The organism is Kocuria rhizosphaericola (assembly GCF_044462205.1).
Taxonomy (GTDB): Bacteria; Actinomycetota; Actinomycetes; order Actinomycetales; family Micrococcaceae; genus Kocuria; species Kocuria rhizosphaericola.
In genome coordinates, this window is record NZ_JBISWK010000004.1 from 15,510 (window position 1) to 34,511 (window position 19,002).

The following is a 19,002-nucleotide window of genomic DNA, read 5'->3' on the forward strand; positions in this document are numbered from 1 at the left end:
CGTTCATCGAGGAGCACGACAAGACGTTCCGGTGGCACGACTACCGGCTCCGGGGCATCGACAACGGCGTGATGGCCGAGCCGGCCGTGACCGTGCACGTCGAGGGGACGCGCGAGCTGGTGACCGGCGCCCAGTGGCCGCCCGAGGACGTGGAGCACCGGCCGCTCCACCTGCGCCCGCGGCGCGAACACTCCCCGAGCCGGAGCTCATGGGCGCCGGGCCACCGCCTGACCGTGGAGCTGTCCTGCGACGAGCCGCCGGCCGTGACATCGAGGACGACCCGAGATCACGGCCGGAGGTCTGTTCAGGCACGGAGTGCGGATGAGAAGCCTGGCAGGCGCGGGACGGCCGGACGTCGAAGCGGAACTCCGCCTCGCTGCAGGTGCGACACAATCATCGTGTGGACGATCTGCACGTGCCTCCGGGCCCCGGCGCGCCCCGCGGCCTCAGGGTGCCGGCGGGAGAGCTGGTCGAGCAGTTCTCCCATGCCTCCGGTCCGGGCGGCCAGGGCGTCAACACCACCGACTCGCGGGTGCAGCTCAGTCTCGACCTGGCCACGACGACAGCACTGAGCGACGTGCAGCGCGAACTCGTCCTCGACCGGCTCGCCGGCCGGCTCTCGGGCACAGTGCTCACCGTCACCGCCGCGGAACACCGGTCGCAGCGGCGCAACCGGACGGCAGCGAGACAACGCCTTGCCGCCCTCCTGCGCGAGTCCCTGGTCCCGGATCCCGTCCGGCGGCCGACCCGGCCCACGAGAGGTTCGCAACGACGCCGCATCGAAGGAAAGCGCCGGCGTTCCGAGACCAAGCAGAACCGCAGACGCCCCGGGCCGGAGTAACGACGCGCCGGCACGCGCTGCCCGACCGGCTCAGACGTTGAAGCGGAACTCCACCACGTCGCCGTCGCGCATGACGTAGTCCTTGCCCTCGATCCGGACCTTGCCGGCGGCCTTGGCGTCGGCCATGGACCCGGCCGCGTCGAGGTCCTCGAAGGAGACGATCTCGGCCTTGATGAAGCCGCGCTCGAAGTCGGTGTGGATGACGCCGGCGGCCTGCGGGGCGGTGGCGCCCACGGGGATGGTCCAGGCGCGCGACTCCTTGGGCCCGGCGGTGAGATAGGTCTGCAGCCCGAGGGTGTGGAAGCCCGTGCGGGCGAGCTTGTCGAGGCCGGCCTCGTCCTGCCCGGACATCTCCAGCATCTCCTTCGCCTCCTCCTCGTCGAGCTCCACGAGCTCGGACTCGAGCTTCGCGTCGAGGAACACGGCGTCGGCGGGCGCCACGAGCTCGCGCAGCTCCTGCTGCTTCGCCTCGTCGCCGAGCACGCCGTCGTCGGCGTTGAAGACGTAGATGAAGGGCTTGGCGGTGAGCAGGCTGAGGTCGCGCAGCTGGTCGACCTCGAGCTTCTCCTTCTCGGCCGCCCCGAAGATGGTGTCCCCCCGCTCGAGGATCGTCTGCGCCTGCTGCATGGCGGCGAGCTTGGCGGGGTCGGCCTTCTTGATCTTGACCTGCTTCTCCAGGCGCGGGATCGCGTTCTCGAGGGTCTGCAGGTCGGCGAGGATCAGTTCGGTGTTGATGGTCTCCATGTCCGAGGCGGGATCGATCTCGCCGTCGACGTGGATGACGTCCGGGTCGTCGAACGCACGCACCACCTGGGCGATGGCGTGGGCCTCCCGGATGTTGGCGAGGAACTGGTTGCCCAGCCCCTCCCCCTCGGACGCGCCCTTGACGATGCCGGCGATGTCCACGAAGGACACGGTCGCGGGCAGGATCCGGTCCGAGCCGTGGATCTCCGCGAGCCGCTCCAGCCGCGGGTCCGGCAGGTTGACCACGCCGATGTTCGGCTCGATGGTCGCGAACGGGTAGTTCGCCGCCAGGACGGTGTTGCGGGTCAGCGCGTTGAACAGGGTGGACTTGCCGACGTTGGGCAGTCCGACGATTCCGATAGTAAGAGCCACGGGAGACCATCCTACCGGCCGGGCGGGCCGGCACGCCCCTCGAGCTGCGGGGCCCGTGACCGAGGTCATGGGCGTGTCGTGATCTCCGGAGCTTCCGCGACGGCGCGCGGTGGAGCAGAGTCGGAGCATGAGGACTTCCCCGGCATCCAGCACGGCGCCGCACGCGAGCGGCTCCACCTCCCCCGCCGTCGACGTCACCGGCGCCCGGAAGGGGTTCGGGCACGGCGAGCGCCGCGTCCGGGCCGTGGACGGCGTGAGCCTGCGCGTGGAGCGCGGCGAGGTCGTCGCGCTGCTCGGTCCCAACGGAGCCGGGAAGACCACCCTCCTGGACATGGTGCTGGGCTTCACCGACCCCGACGACGGCACCGTGCGCACCCTGGGTGCCGCACCGCGCGAAAGCGTGCGGGCCGGGCGGATCGGTGCGGTGCTGCAGACCGGCGGGCTGCTCGACGACCTGTCCGTGCGGGAGACGGTCGCCATGGTCGCGACCCTGCACCGGAACCCCCTCCCGGTGGACGAGGCCCTGGCCCGGGCCGGGGCCGCCGGGTTCGCGCGGCGCAAGGTCTCCAAGTGCTCGGGCGGTGAGCAGCAGCGGCTGCGCTTCGCGCTGGCCCTGCTGCCCGAGCCGGATCTGCTGGTCCTCGACGAGCCGACCGCGGGGATGGACGTCGGCGCCCGGCGGGAGTTCTGGGCCGCGATGCACGCCGAGGCGGAGCTCGGCCGGACGGTCGTGTTCGCGACCCACTACCTCGACGAGGCCGAGGAGTTCGCCGCCCGCACCGTCGTGCTCAAGGGCGGGCGGATGGTCGCGGACGCCCCCACCGCCGAGGTCCAGGCCCTCGCCGGCCACCGGGTGGTCAGCTTCCGCTGGGACGGCCCCGAGCCCGTCGTCGTCCCGGGAGCGACCCCGCTGGAGCCCGTCGGCGGACGCACACGGCTCACGGGCCCCGACACGGACGCCATCGCCCGGCACCTGCTCACCACCACGGGCGCGAGCGAGCTCGAGATCACCCACGCCGGTCTCGAGGAGGCCTTCCTGGGCCTCACCGCCGACTGACCCCGCCCGCGAGACCCCTGCCCCCGTTCCGTCCCCCGGAGGACCAGCACCATGAGCATCGCCTACGCCGCCCACGACCTGCGCCGCAACGTGCGCATGGTCGAGAACACCTTTTTCGTCGTGGTCCTGCCCGCCGTGCTGTACGTGATGTTCACAGCGCTGGGGGACTTCTCCGACCTGCCGGTGGGCCACGGCAACGCCGGCGGGTACAACATGATCTCCATGGCGGTCTACGGGGCGGTCACCGCGACCACCTCGATCGCCGGCTCCGCCGCCGTGGAGCAGGCCCGCGGCTGGGGCCGGCAGATCGGGCTCACCCCGGCGCCGCGGTACGGGTACGTCCTGGCCAAGGTGGCCGTGGCCCTGGCCATGGCCGTGCTGCCCGTGCTCGCGGTCTACGCGGTGGGCGCCCTGACCGGTGCCGAGCTGGGCGGCTGGCGCTGGCCCGCCACCGCGGCGATCGTCGTGGCCGGCTCCTCGGTGTTCGCCCTCTACGGCCTGGCGGCCGGGCTGCTGTTCCGCTCCGAGTCCGCGGTCACCGCCGCCTCGGGGCTGCTGGTGGTGCTCAGCTTCTTCGGCAACCTCTTCGTCCCGCTCACCGGTGTGATGCTCGACATCGCGCGGTTCACCCCGCTCTACGGCCTCGCCGGACTGGCCCGGTATCCGCTCGTGGAGGGCGACGTCGTGGCGACCAGCGGACCGCCGGTGGAGTCCGACCCCCTGTGGGCGCTGCTGCTCAACACCGGGATCTGGACGGTGGTCTTCGCCGCCGTGGTGCTGCTGGCCGTGCGCCGCACCACGGTCCGGCGCTGAGCGCCGCTGCCGTGCGGTGTCGGCGTGGCGTGCCACACTGCTGGGCATGACCGTCAGCCTCGTCGTCGTCCTCGTCCTGCTCGCCCTGCTCGTGGGCGCCCTCCTGGGCCTCGTCGTGGCGCGGGCCCGTTCCGCCCGGGACGCGCGGGCCGCGGAGGAGGAGCGGTCCGGGCTCCAGGCCGAGCTCGCCTCCGTCCAGGACCGGCTCGTGGACCTGGCCTCCGAGCGGGCGGCGGCCGTCGAGGCGCGCGCCCAGCTCGAGGAGCGGCTGCGGGACGCCGACGCCCGCTCCGTGCAGGACAACAACGTGCTGCGGGCCCTGGCCCCGGTGGCCCACCAGCTGCGCTCGGTCGAGGAGCACGTGACGGCGCTCGAGCGGGACCGGGCCGAGCAGTACGGGGGCATCACCCAGGCCCTGGCCCACACCCGCGAGGTGGGCGACCACCTGCGCACCGCGACCACGTCCCTGTCCTCCGCGCTGCGCTCGGGCTCCGCGCGGGGCACCTGGGGAGAGGTCCAGCTGCGCCGGGTGGTCGAGGCCGCGGGGATGACGGCGCACGTCGACTTCCGGGAGCAGGTCGCCTCCAACGGCACCACCGCGGACGGCGAGCGCAGCGCGATCCGCCCCGACATGGTCGTGCACCTCCCGGGGGGCCGGGACATCGTCCTGGACGCCAAGGCGCCCATGACCGCCTACCTGCGCGCCCAGGACGCCGAGGACGACGCCGGGCGCCGCGCGCAGCTGAGCGGCCACGCGAAGGCCGTGCGCGGGCACGTGGACGCCCTGGCCTCGAAGAAGTACTGGGAGGCGCGGGACGCCTCCCCGGAGCTGGTGCTGTGCTTCCTGCCCGCCGAGTCGGCGCTGTCCGCGGCCCTGGACGCGGACCCGACCCTGCTGGACCACGCCGCGAGCCGCAACGTGGCGCTGGTGTCACCGGTGTCGCTGCTCGCCTCGCTCAAGGCGGTCGCGTTCACGTGGCGGCAGAACGGGCTCACGGAGAACGCCAAGGAGCTCTTCGACCTCTCCCGCCAGCTCTACGAGCGGCTGGGCACGGTCGGCAAGCACCTCGACGACATGGGCCGGTCGCTGCAGAAGTCGGTCGAGACCTACAACCGGCTGACCGGGTCCGTGGAGACCCGCGTGTTCCCCACGGCCCGGCGGATCAACGACCTCGACCCCACGCTCGCGGAGGACGAGCGGCTCACCACGCGGCCGCTCGTGGTGGCGCCGCGCCCGCTCACCGCTCCGGAGTTCACCGCGGCGGCGCAGCTGCCGGAGGCGGTGGAGCGCCCGGGCCGCAGCGGCTCGGCCGGCGAGGCAGCACAGGGGCTCGACGAGCGCGCGGCGGGCTGAGCAGGGACTGCCGGCGCTCAGCGGGCGGGGCGGGCCCCCCGGCCGCCGAGCCGGTGGGAGGTGTCCCCGGCCGCGGTGAGCCGGGCGCGCAGCTCCTTGGGCAGGGAGAACAGGACGTCCTCCTCGGCGGTGACGACCTCCTCGACCTCCCCGTAGCCGTAGTCGGCGAGCAGGCGCAGCACGTCCTTGACGAGCACCTCCGGCACGGAGGCGCCGGACGTGACGCCCACGGTGGCGACGCCCTCGAACCAGGACTCGTCCACCTGGTTGGCGAAGTCCACGCGCTCGGCGCGGCGGGCCCCGTACTCGAGGGCGACCTCCTTGAGCCGCACGGAGTTCGAGGAGTTCGCCGAGCCCACGACGATCACGAGGTCGGTGTCCGGGGCGATCTTCTTGATCGCGGTCTGCCGGTTGGAGGTCGCGTAGCAGATGTCGTCGCTGGGCGGGTCCTGCAGGGAGGGGAAGCGCTCGCGCAGCTTCTGCACGGTCTCCAGGGTCTCGTCCACGCTGAGGGTCGTCTGGGACAGCCACACGACCTTGTCCGGGTCGCGGACCACGACACGGTCGACCTCGTCGGGGCTGTTCACCACCTGGATGTGCTCGGGGGCCTCCCCGGAGGTGCCCTCGACCTCCTCGTGGCCGTCGTGGCCGATCAGCAGGATGTCGTAGTCGCTCTTCGCGAAGCGCACGGCCTCGCGATGCACCTTGGTCACCAGCGGGCACGTGGCGTCGATGGTGTGCAGGTTGCGGGACTTGGCGGAGTCGACCACGGCCGGGGAGACGCCGTGGGCGGAGAAGATGAGCAGGGACCCCTCCGGGACCTCGTCGGTCTCCTCGACGAACACGGCGCCCTGCTCCTCGAGGGTGCTCACCACGAACTTGTTGTGCACGATCTCCTTGCGCACGTACACCGGGGCGCCGTAGTGCTCGAGCGCCTTCTCCACGGCGATGACCGCGCGGTCCACGCCGGCGCAGTAGCCGCGGGGGGACGCGAGCAGGACCTTCTTGGGCCCGTCCACGGGAGCGGAGGCGGCCACGTCCTCGGGGGTGCGCCGGGAACGGGGGACGGTGGGCATGGAGAGCGCAACGGTGGTCGGCATGGCCTCCATGCTACGCGGTGGGGCGGCGCCCGCGCCGTGATCCGCCCGACACCAGGATCGCCCCGACGAGGCCCACGACGCCTGTGATCCCTGCCACCCAGGCGGCCGTGACCATCTGCTCGGCGAGGGAGCCGGTGAGCAGCACGGCGACCCGGTCCACGGCGAGCCGGACCACCGGGTCCGAGCCCAGGGCGCCGGTCGCCCGCTCCACGCCGTGCTCCACGAGCAGCCACACCCCGCCCAGGCCGGCGAGCGAGCCCAACCCCATCACGGCGAGCGTGGCGAAGCGGTGCCGGGTCACCAGCAGCGCGAGCACCGCGAGCACCGCGGCCGTCCACGTGAGCGGCCCGGCGAGGTCGGTGAGCCGGGTGCCGGCCTCGATCAGGGGTCCGGTGCGGGAGCCCGGGACGGTCATGGTGCCTTCCCGGTCGGAGAGCCCGACGTCCACACCCGCGGTGCGCTCCACGGCCGCGTCCACCTCGTGGAGCATCGGGCCGAGGTCCAGCACGAGGTCCCGCGGCGGCTCCGCCACCCCGTCCTCGGCCGGGACGTTCGCGGCGTGGGTGCGGGCCAGGCTCTCCGTCCACGCGCGCTGGTAGGCGGGGTCGGACGTCAGGCCGACGGCGACGTCCGCGGCGCGGCGCGTCAGGTTCTCCAGGGCCCGGTCCAGGAAGGGCACGCCGGTGGCCCGCTCGCCCAGGAACCGGTCCGTCGCCTGCCCCACGGCGGTGCGGGCCAGCTCCTCCTGGAACTGCCGGTCCTCGGCGAGGGTGCCCACCACCTGGGTGAACCCGTCGCGGGACACCACGGTGTCCTCGGCCCAGTGCAGGGGCACGAGCAGCGCCACGAGGGACGCGGTGGCGAGACCGAGGACGGTGCCGAGACCGGTGCGCAGGACCGTCGTGGCGCGTCGTCGGGATCGGTGTCCGGAGGCGGGGGGTGCTGAGGGGCTCACGCAACCACTGTACGCACCACGAGGAGCGCGCACGGCTGTCCCCGTCGGGTGGTAAGCATGAGGCATGACGTATCTGGAGCCGCAGCAGGACGCGCCGGCGGGTGGTGCGCGGGAGCTGCCGTCGCGGGCGGACCGCACCACCCCGGAGAACCCGTGGCCGCTCCGGTTGCTCTCGGAGAATCTGCACGCCTACATCGCCCGCTGCGCGCCCACGTGGGTCGAGGGGCAGATCATCGAGCTCAACCGGCGCGCCCGCGTCACCTACGTGACCCTGCGGGACGTCGACGCCGAGATCTCCGTGCCCGTGACCCTGTTCGCCAACGAGACCGCCCACCTGGACCGCCCGCTGGAGAAGGGGATGCGAGTGGTCGCCCAGCTCAAGCCGGACTTCTGGGCCAAGACCGGCCGGTTGTCCATGCTGGGCCGCGGCATCCGGCCGGTGGGTCTCGGGGACCTGCTGGAGCGGCTCGAGCGGCTGCGGCGGGCGCTCGCCGAGGAGGGACTCTTCGACGACGCCCGGAAGAAGCCGCTGCCGCTGCTGCCCCGCCGGGTCGGCCTCGTCACGGGGCGCAACTCCGACGCAGAGAAGGACGTCATCCGCAACGCGTCCCTGCGCTGGCCGGCCGTGGACTTCGAGGTCCGGGAGGTCGCGGTGCAGGGCTCCGGCGCGGTGCGCGCGGTCACCCAGGCGCTGCGCGAGCTCGACGGCATGCCCGAGGTGGACGTCATCGTGATCGCCCGCGGCGGCGGCTCGTTCGAGGACCTCCTGGCCTTCAGCGACGAGTCCCTGATCCGCGCCGTGGCGGCCGCCCGGACCCCGGTGGTCAGCGCCATCGGGCACGAGAACGACCAGCCGCTGCTCGACTGGGTGGCGGACCTGCGGGCCTCGACCCCCACGGACGCCGGCAAGCGGATCGTCCCCGACGTCGTCGAGGAGCGCGCCGGGGTGGCCCGGGCGCGGGCGGGCCTGGACCGCGCCGTGCGGGGGTTCCTGGACCGGGAGTCCGCCGGTCTCGCCGCCGTGCGCTCCCGGCCCGCCCTGGCCCAGCCGGAGGACATGATCCTGCTCCGGGAGGAGGACGTGGACCGGTGGCGCACCCGGGCGCTGTCCGCCGTGGACTCCCGCACGCTGCGGGAGCGCGACGCCGTGCGGCACCTGCGCGCCCGGGTGCGGGCCCTGTCCCCCCAGGAGACCCTGCAGCGCGGCTACTCCGTGGTCCTGGACGCCTCCGGCGCCGTGGTCACCGACGCGGCCTCCGTCCGCGCCGGGGACCCGCTGGGGGTGCGCCTGGCCTCGGGAGAGCTCGGCGTGCGCACCGAGACCGTCTCCGCCCGGCGCCCGGGCGAGCGTCCCGGCGCCCCCTGATCTTCCGCAGCACCGACATCCCGACCGTCCCCAACGAGAGGCGCCACCCATGGCGAGCACCGACCACCCCGCAGCACCCGACCTGTCCGACATCGCCGGCCTGGGCTACGAGCAGGCCCGCGAGGAGCTCGTGCAGGTCGTCTCCCGGCTCGAGACCGGGGGCACGTCCCTCGAGGAGTCCCTCGCCCTGTGGGAGCGCGGCGAGGCCCTGGCCGCCCGGTGCGAGCAGTGGCTCGACGGCGCCCGGGAGCGGCTCGACGCGGCCCGTGCCCGGCGTGCGGACACCGACGGCGCCGGCGACGACGAGGGCGCCGGGCGCGGCTGAGGCCTTCGCCCAGCAGGGGTCGGAGGCCGACAGGGGTCAGAGCCCCACAGGGGTCGGAGCCCGACAGGGGTCAGAGCCCTACAAGGGTCAGAGCCCTACAAGGGTCAGAGCCCGGCGAGGCGCCGGCGCGCGTCCTCGACGTCGTAGCCGGGATCCGGCCAGTCGAGCCGCAGGCCCCTGAGCGCGGAGATCAGCAGGTCCTGGACCACGGCCCGGGCGTACCACTTCCGGTCGGTGGGCACCACGTACCAGGGCGCGTGGTCGGCGTCGGTCGCGTCGATGGCCCGCTCGTAGGCGGCCAGATAGGTGTCCCACCGGCTGCGGGCCTCGAGGTCCGAGGGGTCGAACTTCCACTGCTTCGTCCGGTCGTCGATGCGGGCGACGAGGTTCTCGCGCTGCTCGTCCAGGCCCAGGTGCAGGAACACCTTGACGACGACCACCCCGTCGTCGGCGAGCTCCTGCTCGAAGTGGCGGATCTCCGTGTAGCGCCGCTCGAGCTGCCGGTCGTCGAGCACGTCGTGCACCACGGGCACGAGCACGTCCTCGTAGTGCGACCGGTCGAACGCGCCGATCACCCCGGGCCGGGGCAGCTGCCGCCGGACCCGCTGCAGGAAGTGCTGGGCGGCCTCCTCCTCGGTGGGCCGGCCGAAGCCGTGGGTGTGCACGCCGTGCGGACTGAGCCCGCCCAGGACGTGCCGGATGACGCCGCCCTTCCCGGAGGTGTCCATGCCCTGCAGCACGAGCAGCACCCGGTGCCGGGCGCCCACCGTGGCGTTGGCGTAGATCTGGCGCTGCAGCTCGGACAGCTCGGCGTCCCGGGCGACCCGCAGCTCGTTGCCGCTCTTCTTGTTCCCGGTGAACCCCGGGGTGGAGCCGGTGTCCACGGCGTCCAGGGAGAGTCCCGGCCGCGCGCGCAGCAGGGGCCGCACGTCCTGGACGAACCCGGCGCCCGGGCTCCGGTCGGCTGCGCTCATGCGGGACCTCCTGGGGTAGCGGTGCGGGCCGCGGTGCGCGGCCCGCCGGTCACTGGCGGTAGCTGCCGAGGAACTCCTCGATCCGGTCCAGCGCCGTGGCCAGCATCTCCACGGACGGGAGGGTCACGAGCCGGAAGTGGTCGGGCTCGGGCCAGTTGAAGGCCCGGCCGTGGCTGACGAGGATCTTCTGCTCCTTGAGCAGGTCGAGGGCGAACTTCTCGTCGTCGACGATGTTGAACTTCTCCACGTCGAGCTTGGGGAACAGGTACAGGGCGCCGTCGGCCTGCCGGCAGGACACGCCGTCGATCTCGTTGAGCCGCCGGTGGGCGAGGTCGCGCTGGGCCTTGAGCCGCCCGCCGGGCAGGACCAGGTCGTTGATCGACTGGTAGCCGCCCAGGGCGGTCTGGATCGCGTGCTGGGCCGGGACGTTGGCGCACATGCGCATGTTGGCGAGCAGCTTGATGCCCTCGATGAAGCTCTCGGCCTTCCAGTTGGGGCCGGTGATCGCCAGCCACCCGGCGCGGTACCCGGCCACCCGGTAGGCCTTGGACAACCCGGAGAACGTCAGGCACAGCACGTCCTCGCCGGTCAGGGTCGCGGTGTTGATCATCTCGGCGGCGTCGTAGGTGATCTTCTCGTAGATCTCGTCGGAGAACAGGATCAGCTCGTGCTCCGCGGCGAGGTCCACCATGGTCTGCAGCACCTCGCGGGAGTACACCGCACCCGTGGGGTTGTTCGGGTTGATGATCACGATGCCCTTGGTCCTGGAGGTGATCTTCGCCGCGAGGTCCTCGAGGTCGGGGTTCCAGTCGTTGTCCTCGTCGCACCGGTAGTGCACGGGGGTGCCGCCGGACAGGGCCACCGAGGCGGTCCACAGCGGGTAGTCCGGGGACGGGATGAGGATCTCGTCGCCGGGGTTGCACAGCGCCTGCAGCGTCATGGTGATCAGCTCGGAGACGCCGTTGCCCAGGTAGACGTCGTCGGTGTCGAGGTTCATGATCCCGCGCGTCTGGTAGTACTGCACCACGGCGGTGCGCGCCGAGTAGATGCCGCGGGAGTCCGAGTAGCCCTGCGCGTTGGGCAGGTTCTTGATCATGTCCACGAGGATCGCGTCGGGTGCCTCGAAGCCGAACGGCGCGGGGTTGCCGATGTTGAGCTTGAGGATCCGATGGCCCTCCGCCTCCATGTGCTCCGCCTGCTCCAGCACGGGACCGCGGATGTCGTAGAGGACGTTCTTGAGCTTGTCGGACTGCTTCACCACTGACATGCGGTACACCTTACCCCCGGGCCGGAGGCCGCCCGGGCGCCGCTCAGGTGTCGTCGCCGCCTTCCAGCCAGTACCGCGCGGCCTCCTCCGGGGTGTACGGGTCGCGGGCGGAGGTCATCCGGGTCATCAGCACCAGGTCGTCGGTGCCGATCTGCGCGGAGACCGCGTCGACGACGTCGGCGGCCGCGTCGGGCAGGTCCTCGGCGGCCACGGGGACCACGCGCTGCGGGACGAAGTTGTTGAGCGGGTCGGCCAGGACCACGAGGGCGTTGTCCTCGATCGCGGGCGAGGCCGTGAACAGGGCGGCCGCCTGCACCCGGTCCTGGAGCAGCGCGTCCACGAGGTCCTCCTGGGCGCCGAACGGCACGAACCGGCCGGGCACGCACTCGTAGGCCTCCGCCAGCCCCTCCGGGCCGTAGGAGCGGCCCGCGAAGTCGAGGTCGGTGCCGAGGGCCAGCTCGTCGCACACCGGGCCGAGGTCCTCCAGGTCGGTGAGCCCGTGCTCGACGGCGGTCGGGCGGGTCACGACGACCGCCACCGTGTTCTCCGCGGGGGCCGGCTCGAGGGTCCGCAGCCCCTCGGGCAGCACGTCCTGCACACCGGCCAGCACGTCGTCGTCGTCCGCCCGCTCCTCCCCCAGCCCCAGCAGCTCCGAGAGGTCCTCGGCGAGCCCGCCGTCCTCGGCGGCCGGGGACGGCGCGGGGGTGGGCGTCGGACCGTCCGTGGGCACTGCCGTGGCAGGACCCACGGGAGCGCGGCCACGCAGGTGCAGGTAGAGGTTGCCGGAGTAGTCCGCGGCGACCTCCACCTCCCCGCGCTCGAGAGCACCGAGGTAGTCGGCGCGGTCGGTCCCGGCGTCGACCACGCTCGCTTCGAAGCCCGCCTCCCGGAGCCGCCCTGCGTAGACGTGGGCGAGCACGGCCGTCTGCCCGGTGGGCCCCGCGGCGATCCGGACCGGTTCCGCCGCGGGGGACGCCACGGGAGCCGGGGGCGGTTCCGGGGCCTCGACCGTCCCGCCGCACCCGGTGAGCGCGGCGACGGCGAGCAGTCCCGCGGCCGTGCGCCGACGTGTCACCGGCCGTCCCCCGTCTGCGTGGGGTCCGCGGCGACGAGCCCGGCCAGTTCGAGGCCCACGGGCACGAGGCCGACCAGGGGCAGCTGCGGCAGCGCGGCCAGGGGGAACCAGCGGGCCTCGTCGGAGGACCCGTCCTGCTCCGAGGTGAGCGTCCCGCCGGTGATGTGGGCGCGGTAGATCACGCGCAGCGCGTGGAAGGGCCGGCCGCGTCCGTCCAGCCGCTCGTCGGGCCCCATGTGCCGGCTGTGCACGCCGAGGAGCTCGTCGAGCTCCACGGTGAAACCGGTCTCCTCGTGGACCTCGCGGATCGCGGTCTGCGCGGGCTGCTCCCCGATCTCCATGCCGCCGCCGGGCAGGCTCCACGCCCCCCGCAGCGTGGGGTGGCGGGGATTCCAGTGGCTGAGCAGCACCGCCCCGTCCTGGACGATGACGGCGTAGGCACCCACCCGGGTGTCCATGGGGAAACTCATGTCCCCATTCTAGGAACGCCCGGGGCGGGCCGACGACAGCGCGCGCGGGGGCCGGCGGTCGGCTCGGCGCCCCGCCCGGCGGACGCGCTCGCAGCCGGCGACGTGGTGGGGCACAGGGATAATGGGCCCGTGAGCATCGTCGACAACGCCGTCTACCGGGGCGGGCAGCGCATCGCGTCCCCCGCCACGCTCGAGGAGACCTACCGGCTGCTCGCCCGGCTGCGGGCCGAGGATCCCCGCGGCACCGATGCCGGGGAGCACGGCGTCCTCGCCTGGATCGGCCTGCACCGGCCCTCCGAGGACGAGCTCGACTCCCTGGCCGAGCAGTTCGGCCTGCACGAGCTCGCCGTGGAGGACATCCGGCAGGCCGAGCAGCGGCCCAAGCTCGACCGCTACGGGGCCACGCTGTTCACGGTGCTGCGCCCGGCCGTCTACCAGGACGCCACCGAGACCGTCGACTTCGGGGAGATCCACATCGTCACGGGGCCAGGCTTCGTGATCACCGTCCGGCAGTCCGAGCACGGGCGGGTCGGTCGGGTCCGGGCCCGGGTGGAGTCGCAGCCCGCGCTGCTGGGGACCGGTGCGGAGGCCGTGCTCTACGCCGTGCTCGACCAGACCGTGGACGACTACTACCCCGTGGTCGAAGGGCTCGAGAACGACATCGACGAGATCTCGGACGCCCTGTTCTCCGGCTCCGGGGAGGGCGTCGTCTCGCGGCGGATCTACCAGCTCACCCGGGAGGTCAGCGCGTTCCACCGGGCGGTCGCCCCGCTGGAGATGGAGCTGCGGCAGTTCCTCGAGGAGCTCGGCGAGGCCGGCGCGGCCCGGGAGCTGCAGCACAGCCTGCGGGACGTCCTGGACCACCTGATCTTCGTCAACAACAAGGTCGAGGCCTTCCAGGCGTCCCTCACCAACGCCCTCATGCTGGACTCCACCCAGCTCGCCGCCCGGCAGAACGAGGCCGCGATCGAGCAGAACGATCAGATGAAGCGGATCTCGTCCTGGGCGGCCATTCTCTTCGCGCCCTCGATCATCGGCTCCGTGTACGGGATGAACTTCCGCGTCATGCCGGAGCTGTCGTGGGTGTGGGGATATCCCATGGCCCTGGTGCTGATGCTCCTGACGGGGGTGGTGCTGTACACCGTGTTCCGGCTCAAACGGTGGTTGTGACCGGCTCGGTCACGGCCGTCCCTGCTCGCGGCGGGCGGCGTCGGACAGGCCCCTGCGGTTGCGCAGCATCCGCTTGAGCACCCACCACCCGAGGAGGGCCGCCACGGTGACGACCACGATCCGGGAGAAGATGCCGGCGTACTGCTCGGCGAGGTGCCAGTTCTCGCCGAGGTGGTACCCGGCGAGCACGAAGACGGTGTTCCAGATGAGGGAGCCCGCCGTGGTGAGGAGGACGAACACGGCGAAGGACATCCGCTCGATGCCCGCCGGGACCGAGATCAGCGACCGGAAGACCGGGATCATGCGCCCGAAGAAGACCGCGCCCTTCCCGTGCCGCTCGAACCACGCCTCGGTGCGGTCGAGGTCGTGCAGGTCCACGAGCGGCATCCGGTCCACGACGACCCGCAGCCGGCGGCGGCCGAGCGCGGCGCCGATCCAGTAGAGGACCACGGCGCCGACCACCGAGCCGAGCGTGGTCCAGAAGATCGCCCCGCCCACCGTGAAGCTGCCCTGGCTCGCGGTGAACCCCGCCAGCGGGAGGATCACCTCGGACGGCAGCGGGGGGAAGAGGTTCTCGAGGGCGACGAGCAGACCGGCGCCCGGCGCCCCGATGGCCTCCATGACGTCGACGGCCCAGTCGGCGATCCCGCCCAGCGCCTCGGCGCCGGAGTCCTGGGCCCCGGTGCCCGGAACGGCCAGGGCCCCAGCACCCGGGGTGGCGGCGTCGGGGGCGTCGGTCAGGGCGGGGCTGGGTGCAGGCATGGGTCCTCGGTGGCGGTCGGGGGCGGTGGCGGCCCGGCGGGTGCGACCACCATTGTGCCCGACCCACCTCCGGGGCGGCTGGACGGCTGCCGGGCCGCGGACATCGTTCGTTACGCTTCCCCCATGCTCCTCCCCGTCCTCGTCCCCCTGTCCTCCCCCGTGCCGTCCCTGGACCCGATGTGGGACTTCTGGCTCGACAAGCCGCTGCGGATCCTGCTGGTGCTGCTGGGCGCCTCGATCCTGGCCGCCGTGGTGCGCCTGCTGATCCGGAGGGTCACCGGGGGGATCGCGAAGGGCAGCCGCTCGCGGATCGTGCGCCGGATGGAGCGGGGCAGGCCCCGCTGGGTCGAGGACGCGGGCCTGGCCGGTGCCCGGCAGGCCCAGCGCGCCCACACCATCGGGTCGGTGCTCTCGTCCGTGGCGACGGTGGTGATCTGGGCGGTCGCCCTGGTGATGATCATCTCGGAGCTGGACTACGACATCGGTCCCGTCCTGGCGTCCGCCGGCATCGCCGGCGTGGCCCTGAGCTTCGGGGCGCAGTCCCTCGTGAAGGACTACCTGTCGGGGCTCTTCATGGTCGCGGAGGACCAGCTCGGCATCGGGGACGTCGTCGACCTCGGCGAGGCGAGCGGAACCGTCGAGTCCGTGGGGCTGCGCGTCACCCAGGTCCGGGACGTCAACGGCACCCTGTGGCACGTGCGCAACGGGGAGATCCTGCGGGTGGGCAACCAGTCCCAGGGCTGGGCCCGCTGCGTGCTGGACCTGCCGGTGCCCTACGACACGAACATCGAGCTGGTCACGGAGCTGATCCTGCACGAGGCGGGCCTGCTGCGGGACGACCCGAAGGTCGGCGAGTACATCACCGAGGACCCGGAGGTGTGGGGCGTCGAGGCCGTGACCGGCGAGTCCGTCACCGTGCGCGTGGCCGTCCGCACCGTCCCCCTCAAGCAGTGGGACGTGGCCCGGGCGCTGCGGCTGCGGATCAAGAAGATGCTGGACCGCGAGGGCCTGCACGTGCCCCTGCTGAACCAGACCGTGATCCGGCAGGCCGAGGCCGGGGTCGCCGCGCCCGGCCCGCCGGAGACGGGCCAGGTCCGGGCCGTCCGGCGCGATGTGCCAGGATCGGACGCATGAGCATCATCAAGATCAACGCCATCACCGTCCCCGCCGACTCCGGCGACGAGCTGGGCCGGCGCTTCGCCGCGCACAGCGGCTCCATGACCGGGGTCGCGGGCTTCGAGGGCTTCGAGCTGCTGCAGCCCACGGACGGGCGCACGCAGTGGCTCGTGCTCACCCGGTGGGCCGACGAGGAGTCCTACGACGCCTGGCGGTCCTCGCAGGACTTCGCCCGGTCCCACGGCGGCGGCACCGCCGGGGAGGGCGAGCGCCCCCGCCCCGTGAGCACCACCTCGGAACTGTGGTCCTACACGGTGGCCGTCGAGCAGCACCGGGACGCCGAGCAGCAGTAGCCCGCCGGCGCGCTCAGCGGCGGCCGCGGCCGCCGGACCGGCGACCGCCCTTGGGCCCGCCACGGCCGCCCCGGGTCCCTCCCCGGGATCCGCCCGCCCGCCGTGCCCCCTGCGGAGGCTTCCCCCCACGGGGCGACGACGGCGCCCGTGCCGGCTTCGTCCCGGACGCCGGCCGGTCCTCCGCCGCCGGGGACGCCGGTGCGGCCCCGCCGCGGGAGCTGTTGAGGCCCCGCCCGCGGACGACGCCCACGAAGTCCTGCACGAGCTCCTCCTGCTCGTCCGGCAGGTCCTGCGGCCACACCAGCGCCACGGGGACCGCGGCGGCGTCGGGCACCACCCGGTGGACGAGGTCCTTGCGGTGGTGCAGCCGTGCGAGGGACATCGGCACGACCACCAGCCCGAGACCCGCGGCAACGAGTTCGACGGCGTCCCGGGCGTGGCGGATCGGAGGCAGCGGGGCGTCGGCGGCGACCGCCTCCGGGGAACGCAGCCGGTGCCGCTCGGGCAGGGTCCTGGGCTCCTGCAGCAGCACCTCGTCCACGAGCTCCGCGACCGGCACCTCGTCCAACAGGGTCAGCTCGTGGTCCCGGGGCAGCACCACGACCTGCTGCTCCGCGTAGAGCTCCACGGCCCGGTACCGCTCGCGCAGCGCCGTGAGGTCGTCGACCCCGGCTCGCGGGTGGGCGGGCAGCCGCACGAAGCACGCGTGGGCGCGCCCGGCCTCCAGCTCCTCGTGCCACGCGTCCGTCTCCAGCGGGTGCTCGACGAGGACACGGCCCGGATTGCGGTCCCGCCACCGGAAGAACCACTTGCCGGGCATGACGCCGGGAACGAAGGCGACCACCAGGTCGGCGTTCTCGTCGGCCGGAGCGGCGGCGGGTTCCTGGGGTCCGGGCGTGTCGTCCATGGCGGCCAATCTACCCACTGCCGGACCCGTTCCCCGACCACCGGTGGGAGCCGCCCCGGACGCGCCGGTCGCCCGGGATGCGAAACCGGCGCGGGATGTATACGATGGAACGGTTGCTCCGGGGCTATAGCTCAGTTGGTAGAGCGTTTCGTTCGCAATGAAAAGGTCAGGGGTTCGATTCCCCTTAGCTCCACGGATCGATGAAGCGGGACATCCCACCGGGATGTCCCGCTTCGTCGTTGCCGGGCCTCTTCCCGTCTCCCGGGGAGCGCCCGTCAGGCCAGGTCCTCGCGGAGCTGGGACAGGAGCACCCCGACCACGTCCGCCCCGCCGTCGGTCCCGGCGCGCAGCCGGACGATCTCGGCGCCGTGCAGCGTCCCCACGGCGTAGCGGTCCTCGCCCGAGCGTTCGAGGGCCCTCGCCGTGCCCGCGAGCCACCGCTCCACCACCGCGGCGTCCATGATCCGGCCCAGCTCGTCCTGGTAGTCCTCCGCGTCCCGGGCCGCGCGCCGCAGCTGCTTGCCCGGCCGCATCCCGGTCCGGTCCAGGACGCCGTCGACGTAGCGCACGCGCTTGACCGCCTTGCGGACGTCGTGCAGGTGCTCCAGCCGCTGCTGCCCGCCGGTCTCCCCGGCCCGCTCCGCCTCGGCGACACCCTCGGCCACGCGCACCACCTTCCGCAGGGCCCGGTGCACCAGCGCGTCGGAGACGTCGCGCCCCGAGAGCCGGGCGCACTCCTCGGTCACCGGCGGAGCCGCCGCGAAGTCCTGGACGTCCGCCAGGAGCCTCAGGTGCTCCTGGCCCGTCACGTGCCGGCGTACCTTCCCGGCCGCCGTCCGCGCCTGCTCCTCCGCCCGCCGCTGCAGGCTCTCGGCCACCGCCGGTTCCACCCGGCCGTCGAGCTGGGCCACGCGCCCGGCCAGGAGCTCTGCGGTGACCTCCGCGTCCCGCGCCGCGGAGAGGGCACGGGCGAGCTCACGCAGCCTGGCGTCCAGCTCCTCCGCCGCGTCCCCGTCGAGCAACGGCGCGGCCGCCCTGAGGACGCTGCGCAGGGAGCGGGAGGTCACGCGCATCTGGTGCACCGCGTCCGGCACGTCGAGGCGGACCTTGAAGTCCCAGAGCACCAGCTGCTCCGCGAGCTCCCCGAGCACCGCCCGCAGCACGTCCGGCCCGGGCTCCTTGCCCGCTTTCTTCCCCTTCTTCCCCTTGTCCTTCTTCTCCTTGTCCTTCTTCCCCTTGCCCTGCTCTTCCGTGTTCTTCGTCTTCTGGCCCGGTTTGCCCTGCTTGCCCTGTTTCTGCTGCTGCTCGTCGGGCTCCGCCGGGGTGTCGTCGTCCTCCTCGCCGAGGGCACGGGCGATCTTCGCCCGGGAGGTGGACGGCTTCCCGCCGGCCGCGCGGACCACGGCCTCGACCGCGGCGAAGAGCTGCTCCTGGCGCTCCTCGGGGACCGTGCCGTCGAGGATCTCGACCTCCCATTCCGACCAGGACCGCGCCGTGCCGGTGCGCTCGTCGACGGCCTCGACGACGTCCGCGGCGAGCTCGGCGACGTCCGTCCCGGTGCTGTCGCTGATCATGCGCACCTGCCGGACGGTGCGGAGGGTCGCGACCGGGCGCAGCTCCTGGCCGCCGGTCAGGCCGGCGAGGAGGTTCCGCACGGACGCGGGCATCCGGTCCGGCGTGCGCAGCAGCGGCACCTGCAGCTCGTGGCGTCCGCCCGGGCCGTCGAACTTCACGTGCCACCCGTCGTCGGCCCCGCCCCGGCGCCGGCGCAGCGCGACGAGCCGCCGGCCCAGGGCCATGTCCTGGGTGTCGTGGTAGACGGCCTCCATGCGGTGCTCCACGGGGTCCGCCGAGACCGTGCATCCCTCCAGCCGGTTCCAGTCCACACGGGCCTCGGCGCCCTCCGGGAACTCGTACTTGCGCTCGACCTCGCGCTGGGCGCCGGCGGTCATGGGTGTCCTCCTGGTCCGGGCCACCGGCC

General features: G+C 73.3%; 19 protein-coding genes and 1 tRNA gene. 10 read left to right on the plus strand and 10 right to left on the minus strand.

Annotated elements, in window-relative coordinates; translation table 11 throughout:
• The first annotated feature begins 400 nt into the window (after positions 1-400).
• Entirely contained in the window at positions 401-841 is a 441-nt protein-coding gene (gene arfB / locus ACH9D2_RS00410; protein WP_396360731.1) for an alternative ribosome rescue aminoacyl-tRNA hydrolase ArfB, read from the plus strand.
• 30 nt (positions 842-871) lie between these two features.
• Here the strand turns inward: arfB and ychF are convergent, their stop codons facing one another.
• Positions 872-1,957, minus strand: a complete 1,086-nt coding sequence (gene ychF / locus ACH9D2_RS00415; RefSeq protein WP_396360732.1) for a redox-regulated ATPase YchF — start codon at positions 1,955-1,957, stop codon at positions 872-874.
• 127 nt (positions 1,958-2,084) lie between these two features.
• Here ychF and ACH9D2_RS00420 point away from each other — a divergent pair, with 127 nt between their 5' ends.
• The 3 genes from ACH9D2_RS00420 to ACH9D2_RS00430 are packed head-to-tail and all read left to right on the plus strand — an operon-like array spanning position 2,085 to position 5,181.
• A complete protein-coding gene (locus ACH9D2_RS00420) occupies positions 2,085-3,014 on the plus strand; it encodes an ATP-binding cassette domain-containing protein (protein ID WP_396360733.1) in 930 nt (309 codons plus the stop codon).
• Positions 3,015-3,065: 51 nt separating this feature from the next.
• Positions 3,066-3,827 carry an ABC transporter permease gene (locus ACH9D2_RS00425; RefSeq protein ID WP_396360734.1) on the plus strand — a complete coding sequence of 254 codons (762 nt, stop codon included), beginning with the start codon at positions 3,066-3,068 and terminating at the stop codon, positions 3,825-3,827.
• A 46-nt stretch (positions 3,828-3,873) separates the two neighbouring features.
• The gene (locus ACH9D2_RS00430) at positions 3,874-5,181 is read left to right on the plus strand and encodes a DNA recombination protein RmuC (RefSeq protein ID WP_396360735.1); all 1,308 of its coding nucleotides are present in this window, start codon (positions 3,874-3,876) and stop codon (positions 5,179-5,181) included.
• A gap of 17 nt (positions 5,182-5,198) precedes the next feature.
• On the opposite strand, the gene ACH9D2_RS00435 is transcribed toward ACH9D2_RS00430, so the two are convergent.
• Together ACH9D2_RS00435 and ACH9D2_RS00440 are read right to left on the minus strand one after the other, a co-directional pair.
• Entirely contained in the window at positions 5,199-6,281 is a 1,083-nt protein-coding gene (locus ACH9D2_RS00435) for a 4-hydroxy-3-methylbut-2-enyl diphosphate reductase (RefSeq protein WP_396360736.1), read from the minus strand.
• A 10-nt stretch (positions 6,282-6,291) separates the two neighbouring features.
• Entirely contained in the window at positions 6,292-7,236 is a 945-nt protein-coding gene (locus ACH9D2_RS00440; protein WP_396360737.1) for a hypothetical protein, read from the minus strand.
• A 64-nt stretch (positions 7,237-7,300) separates the two neighbouring features.
• Between ACH9D2_RS00440 and xseA the strand changes: the two genes are divergently transcribed.
• Together xseA and ACH9D2_RS00450 are read left to right on the plus strand one after the other, a co-directional pair.
• On the plus strand, positions 7,301-8,602 hold the full coding sequence (xseA, locus tag ACH9D2_RS00445) for an exodeoxyribonuclease VII large subunit (protein ID WP_396360738.1): 1,302 nt from the start codon (positions 7,301-7,303) through the stop codon (positions 8,600-8,602).
• A gap of 49 nt (positions 8,603-8,651) precedes the next feature.
• Positions 8,652-8,927, plus strand: a complete 276-nt coding sequence (locus tag ACH9D2_RS00450) for an exodeoxyribonuclease VII small subunit (RefSeq protein ID WP_396360739.1) — start codon at positions 8,652-8,654, stop codon at positions 8,925-8,927.
• A gap of 104 nt (positions 8,928-9,031) precedes the next feature.
• On the opposite strand, the gene ACH9D2_RS00455 is transcribed toward ACH9D2_RS00450, so the two are convergent.
• The 4 genes from ACH9D2_RS00455 to ACH9D2_RS00470 are packed head-to-tail and all read right to left on the minus strand — an operon-like array spanning position 9,032 to position 12,713.
• Positions 9,032-9,901, minus strand: a complete 870-nt coding sequence (locus ACH9D2_RS00455) for a PPK2 family polyphosphate kinase (protein WP_396360740.1) — start codon at positions 9,899-9,901, stop codon at positions 9,032-9,034.
• Positions 9,902-9,950: 49 nt separating this feature from the next.
• Positions 9,951-11,168 (minus strand): pyridoxal phosphate-dependent aminotransferase, encoded by a 1,218-nt coding sequence (locus tag ACH9D2_RS00460; protein WP_396360741.1) that lies wholly within the window; start codon positions 11,166-11,168, stop codon positions 9,951-9,953.
• 43 nt (positions 11,169-11,211) lie between these two features.
• Positions 11,212-12,243 carry a glycine betaine ABC transporter substrate-binding protein gene (locus tag ACH9D2_RS00465; RefSeq protein WP_396360742.1) on the minus strand — a complete coding sequence of 344 codons (1,032 nt, stop codon included), beginning with the start codon at positions 12,241-12,243 and terminating at the stop codon, positions 11,212-11,214.
• Positions 12,240-12,713: an NUDIX domain-containing protein gene (locus ACH9D2_RS00470; RefSeq protein WP_396360743.1), complete on the minus strand. Its 474-nt coding sequence runs from the start codon at positions 12,711-12,713 to the stop codon at positions 12,240-12,242. Before ACH9D2_RS00470 ends, ACH9D2_RS00465 begins: the two co-directional genes overlap by 4 nt.
• A gap of 129 nt (positions 12,714-12,842) precedes the next feature.
• On the opposite strand from ACH9D2_RS00470, the gene ACH9D2_RS00475 reads away from it, so the two are divergent.
• Positions 12,843-13,883 (plus strand): magnesium and cobalt transport protein CorA, encoded by a 1,041-nt coding sequence (locus tag ACH9D2_RS00475; RefSeq protein ID WP_396360744.1) that lies wholly within the window; start codon positions 12,843-12,845, stop codon positions 13,881-13,883.
• Positions 13,884-13,892: 9 nt separating this feature from the next.
• Here the strand turns inward: ACH9D2_RS00475 and ACH9D2_RS00480 are convergent, their stop codons facing one another.
• Positions 13,893-14,504: a VTT domain-containing protein gene (locus ACH9D2_RS00480; RefSeq protein WP_396360759.1), complete on the minus strand. Its 612-nt coding sequence runs from the start codon at positions 14,502-14,504 to the stop codon at positions 13,893-13,895.
• A 264-nt stretch (positions 14,505-14,768) separates the two neighbouring features.
• Here ACH9D2_RS00480 and ACH9D2_RS00485 point away from each other — a divergent pair, with 264 nt between their 5' ends.
• Positions 14,769-15,779 carry a mechanosensitive ion channel family protein gene (locus tag ACH9D2_RS00485; protein WP_396360745.1) on the plus strand — a complete coding sequence of 337 codons (1,011 nt, stop codon included), beginning with the start codon at positions 14,769-14,771 and terminating at the stop codon, positions 15,777-15,779.
• Complete coding sequence (locus ACH9D2_RS00490; RefSeq protein WP_396360746.1) at positions 15,776-16,114, plus strand: antibiotic biosynthesis monooxygenase family protein; 339 nt, start codon at positions 15,776-15,778, stop codon at positions 16,112-16,114. The genes ACH9D2_RS00485 and ACH9D2_RS00490 overlap by 4 nt, the downstream gene beginning before the upstream one ends.
• A gap of 13 nt (positions 16,115-16,127) precedes the next feature.
• On the opposite strand, the gene ACH9D2_RS00495 is transcribed toward ACH9D2_RS00490, so the two are convergent.
• Positions 16,128-17,021 carry a LysR substrate-binding domain-containing protein gene (locus tag ACH9D2_RS00495; protein WP_396360747.1) on the minus strand — a complete coding sequence of 298 codons (894 nt, stop codon included), beginning with the start codon at positions 17,019-17,021 and terminating at the stop codon, positions 16,128-16,130.
• 120 nt (positions 17,022-17,141) lie between these two features.
• Between ACH9D2_RS00495 and ACH9D2_RS00500 the strand changes: the two genes are divergently transcribed.
• Positions 17,142-17,214 (plus strand) — tRNA-Ala (locus ACH9D2_RS00500).
• Positions 17,215-17,296: 82 nt separating this feature from the next.
• On the opposite strand, the gene ACH9D2_RS00505 is transcribed toward ACH9D2_RS00500, so the two are convergent.
• Positions 17,297-18,973 carry a CYTH and CHAD domain-containing protein gene (locus tag ACH9D2_RS00505; RefSeq protein WP_396360748.1) on the minus strand — a complete coding sequence of 559 codons (1,677 nt, stop codon included), beginning with the start codon at positions 18,971-18,973 and terminating at the stop codon, positions 17,297-17,299.
• Positions 18,974-19,002 lie beyond the last annotated feature (29 nt).

Coding starts and splice junctions, on each gene's coding strand:
- ACH9D2_RS00430 (WP_396360735.1), top strand. CDS start 3,874: ATGACCGTCAGCCTCGTCGTCGTCCTCGTCCTGCTCGCCCTGCTCGTG.
- ACH9D2_RS00495 (WP_396360747.1), bottom strand. CDS start 17,021: ATGGACGACACGCCCGGACCCCAGGAACCCGCCGCCGCTCCGGCCGAC.
- ACH9D2_RS00480 (WP_396360759.1), bottom strand. CDS start 14,504: ATGGAGGCCATCGGGGCGCCGGGCGCCGGTCTGCTCGTCGCCCTCGAG.
- ACH9D2_RS00505 (WP_396360748.1), bottom strand. CDS start 18,973: ATGACCGCCGGCGCCCAGCGCGAGGTCGAGCGCAAGTACGAGTTCCCG.
- ACH9D2_RS00420 (WP_396360733.1), top strand. CDS start 2,085: ATGAGGACTTCCCCGGCATCCAGCACGGCGCCGCACGCGAGCGGCTCC.
- ACH9D2_RS00470 (WP_396360743.1), bottom strand. CDS start 12,713: ATGAGTTTCCCCATGGACACCCGGGTGGGTGCCTACGCCGTCATCGTC.
- ACH9D2_RS00460 (WP_396360741.1), bottom strand. CDS start 11,168: ATGTCAGTGGTGAAGCAGTCCGACAAGCTCAAGAACGTCCTCTACGAC.
- ACH9D2_RS00455 (WP_396360740.1), bottom strand. CDS start 9,901: ATGAGCGCAGCCGACCGGAGCCCGGGCGCCGGGTTCGTCCAGGACGTG.
- ACH9D2_RS00425 (WP_396360734.1), top strand. CDS start 3,066: ATGAGCATCGCCTACGCCGCCCACGACCTGCGCCGCAACGTGCGCATG.
- xseA (WP_396360738.1), top strand. CDS start 7,301: ATGACGTATCTGGAGCCGCAGCAGGACGCGCCGGCGGGTGGTGCGCGG.
- ACH9D2_RS00490 (WP_396360746.1), top strand. CDS start 15,776: ATGAGCATCATCAAGATCAACGCCATCACCGTCCCCGCCGACTCCGGC.
- ACH9D2_RS00450 (WP_396360739.1), top strand. CDS start 8,652: ATGGCGAGCACCGACCACCCCGCAGCACCCGACCTGTCCGACATCGCC.
- ACH9D2_RS00435 (WP_396360736.1), bottom strand. CDS start 6,281: ATGCCGACCACCGTTGCGCTCTCCATGCCCACCGTCCCCCGTTCCCGG.
- ACH9D2_RS00485 (WP_396360745.1), top strand. CDS start 14,769: ATGCTCCTCCCCGTCCTCGTCCCCCTGTCCTCCCCCGTGCCGTCCCTG.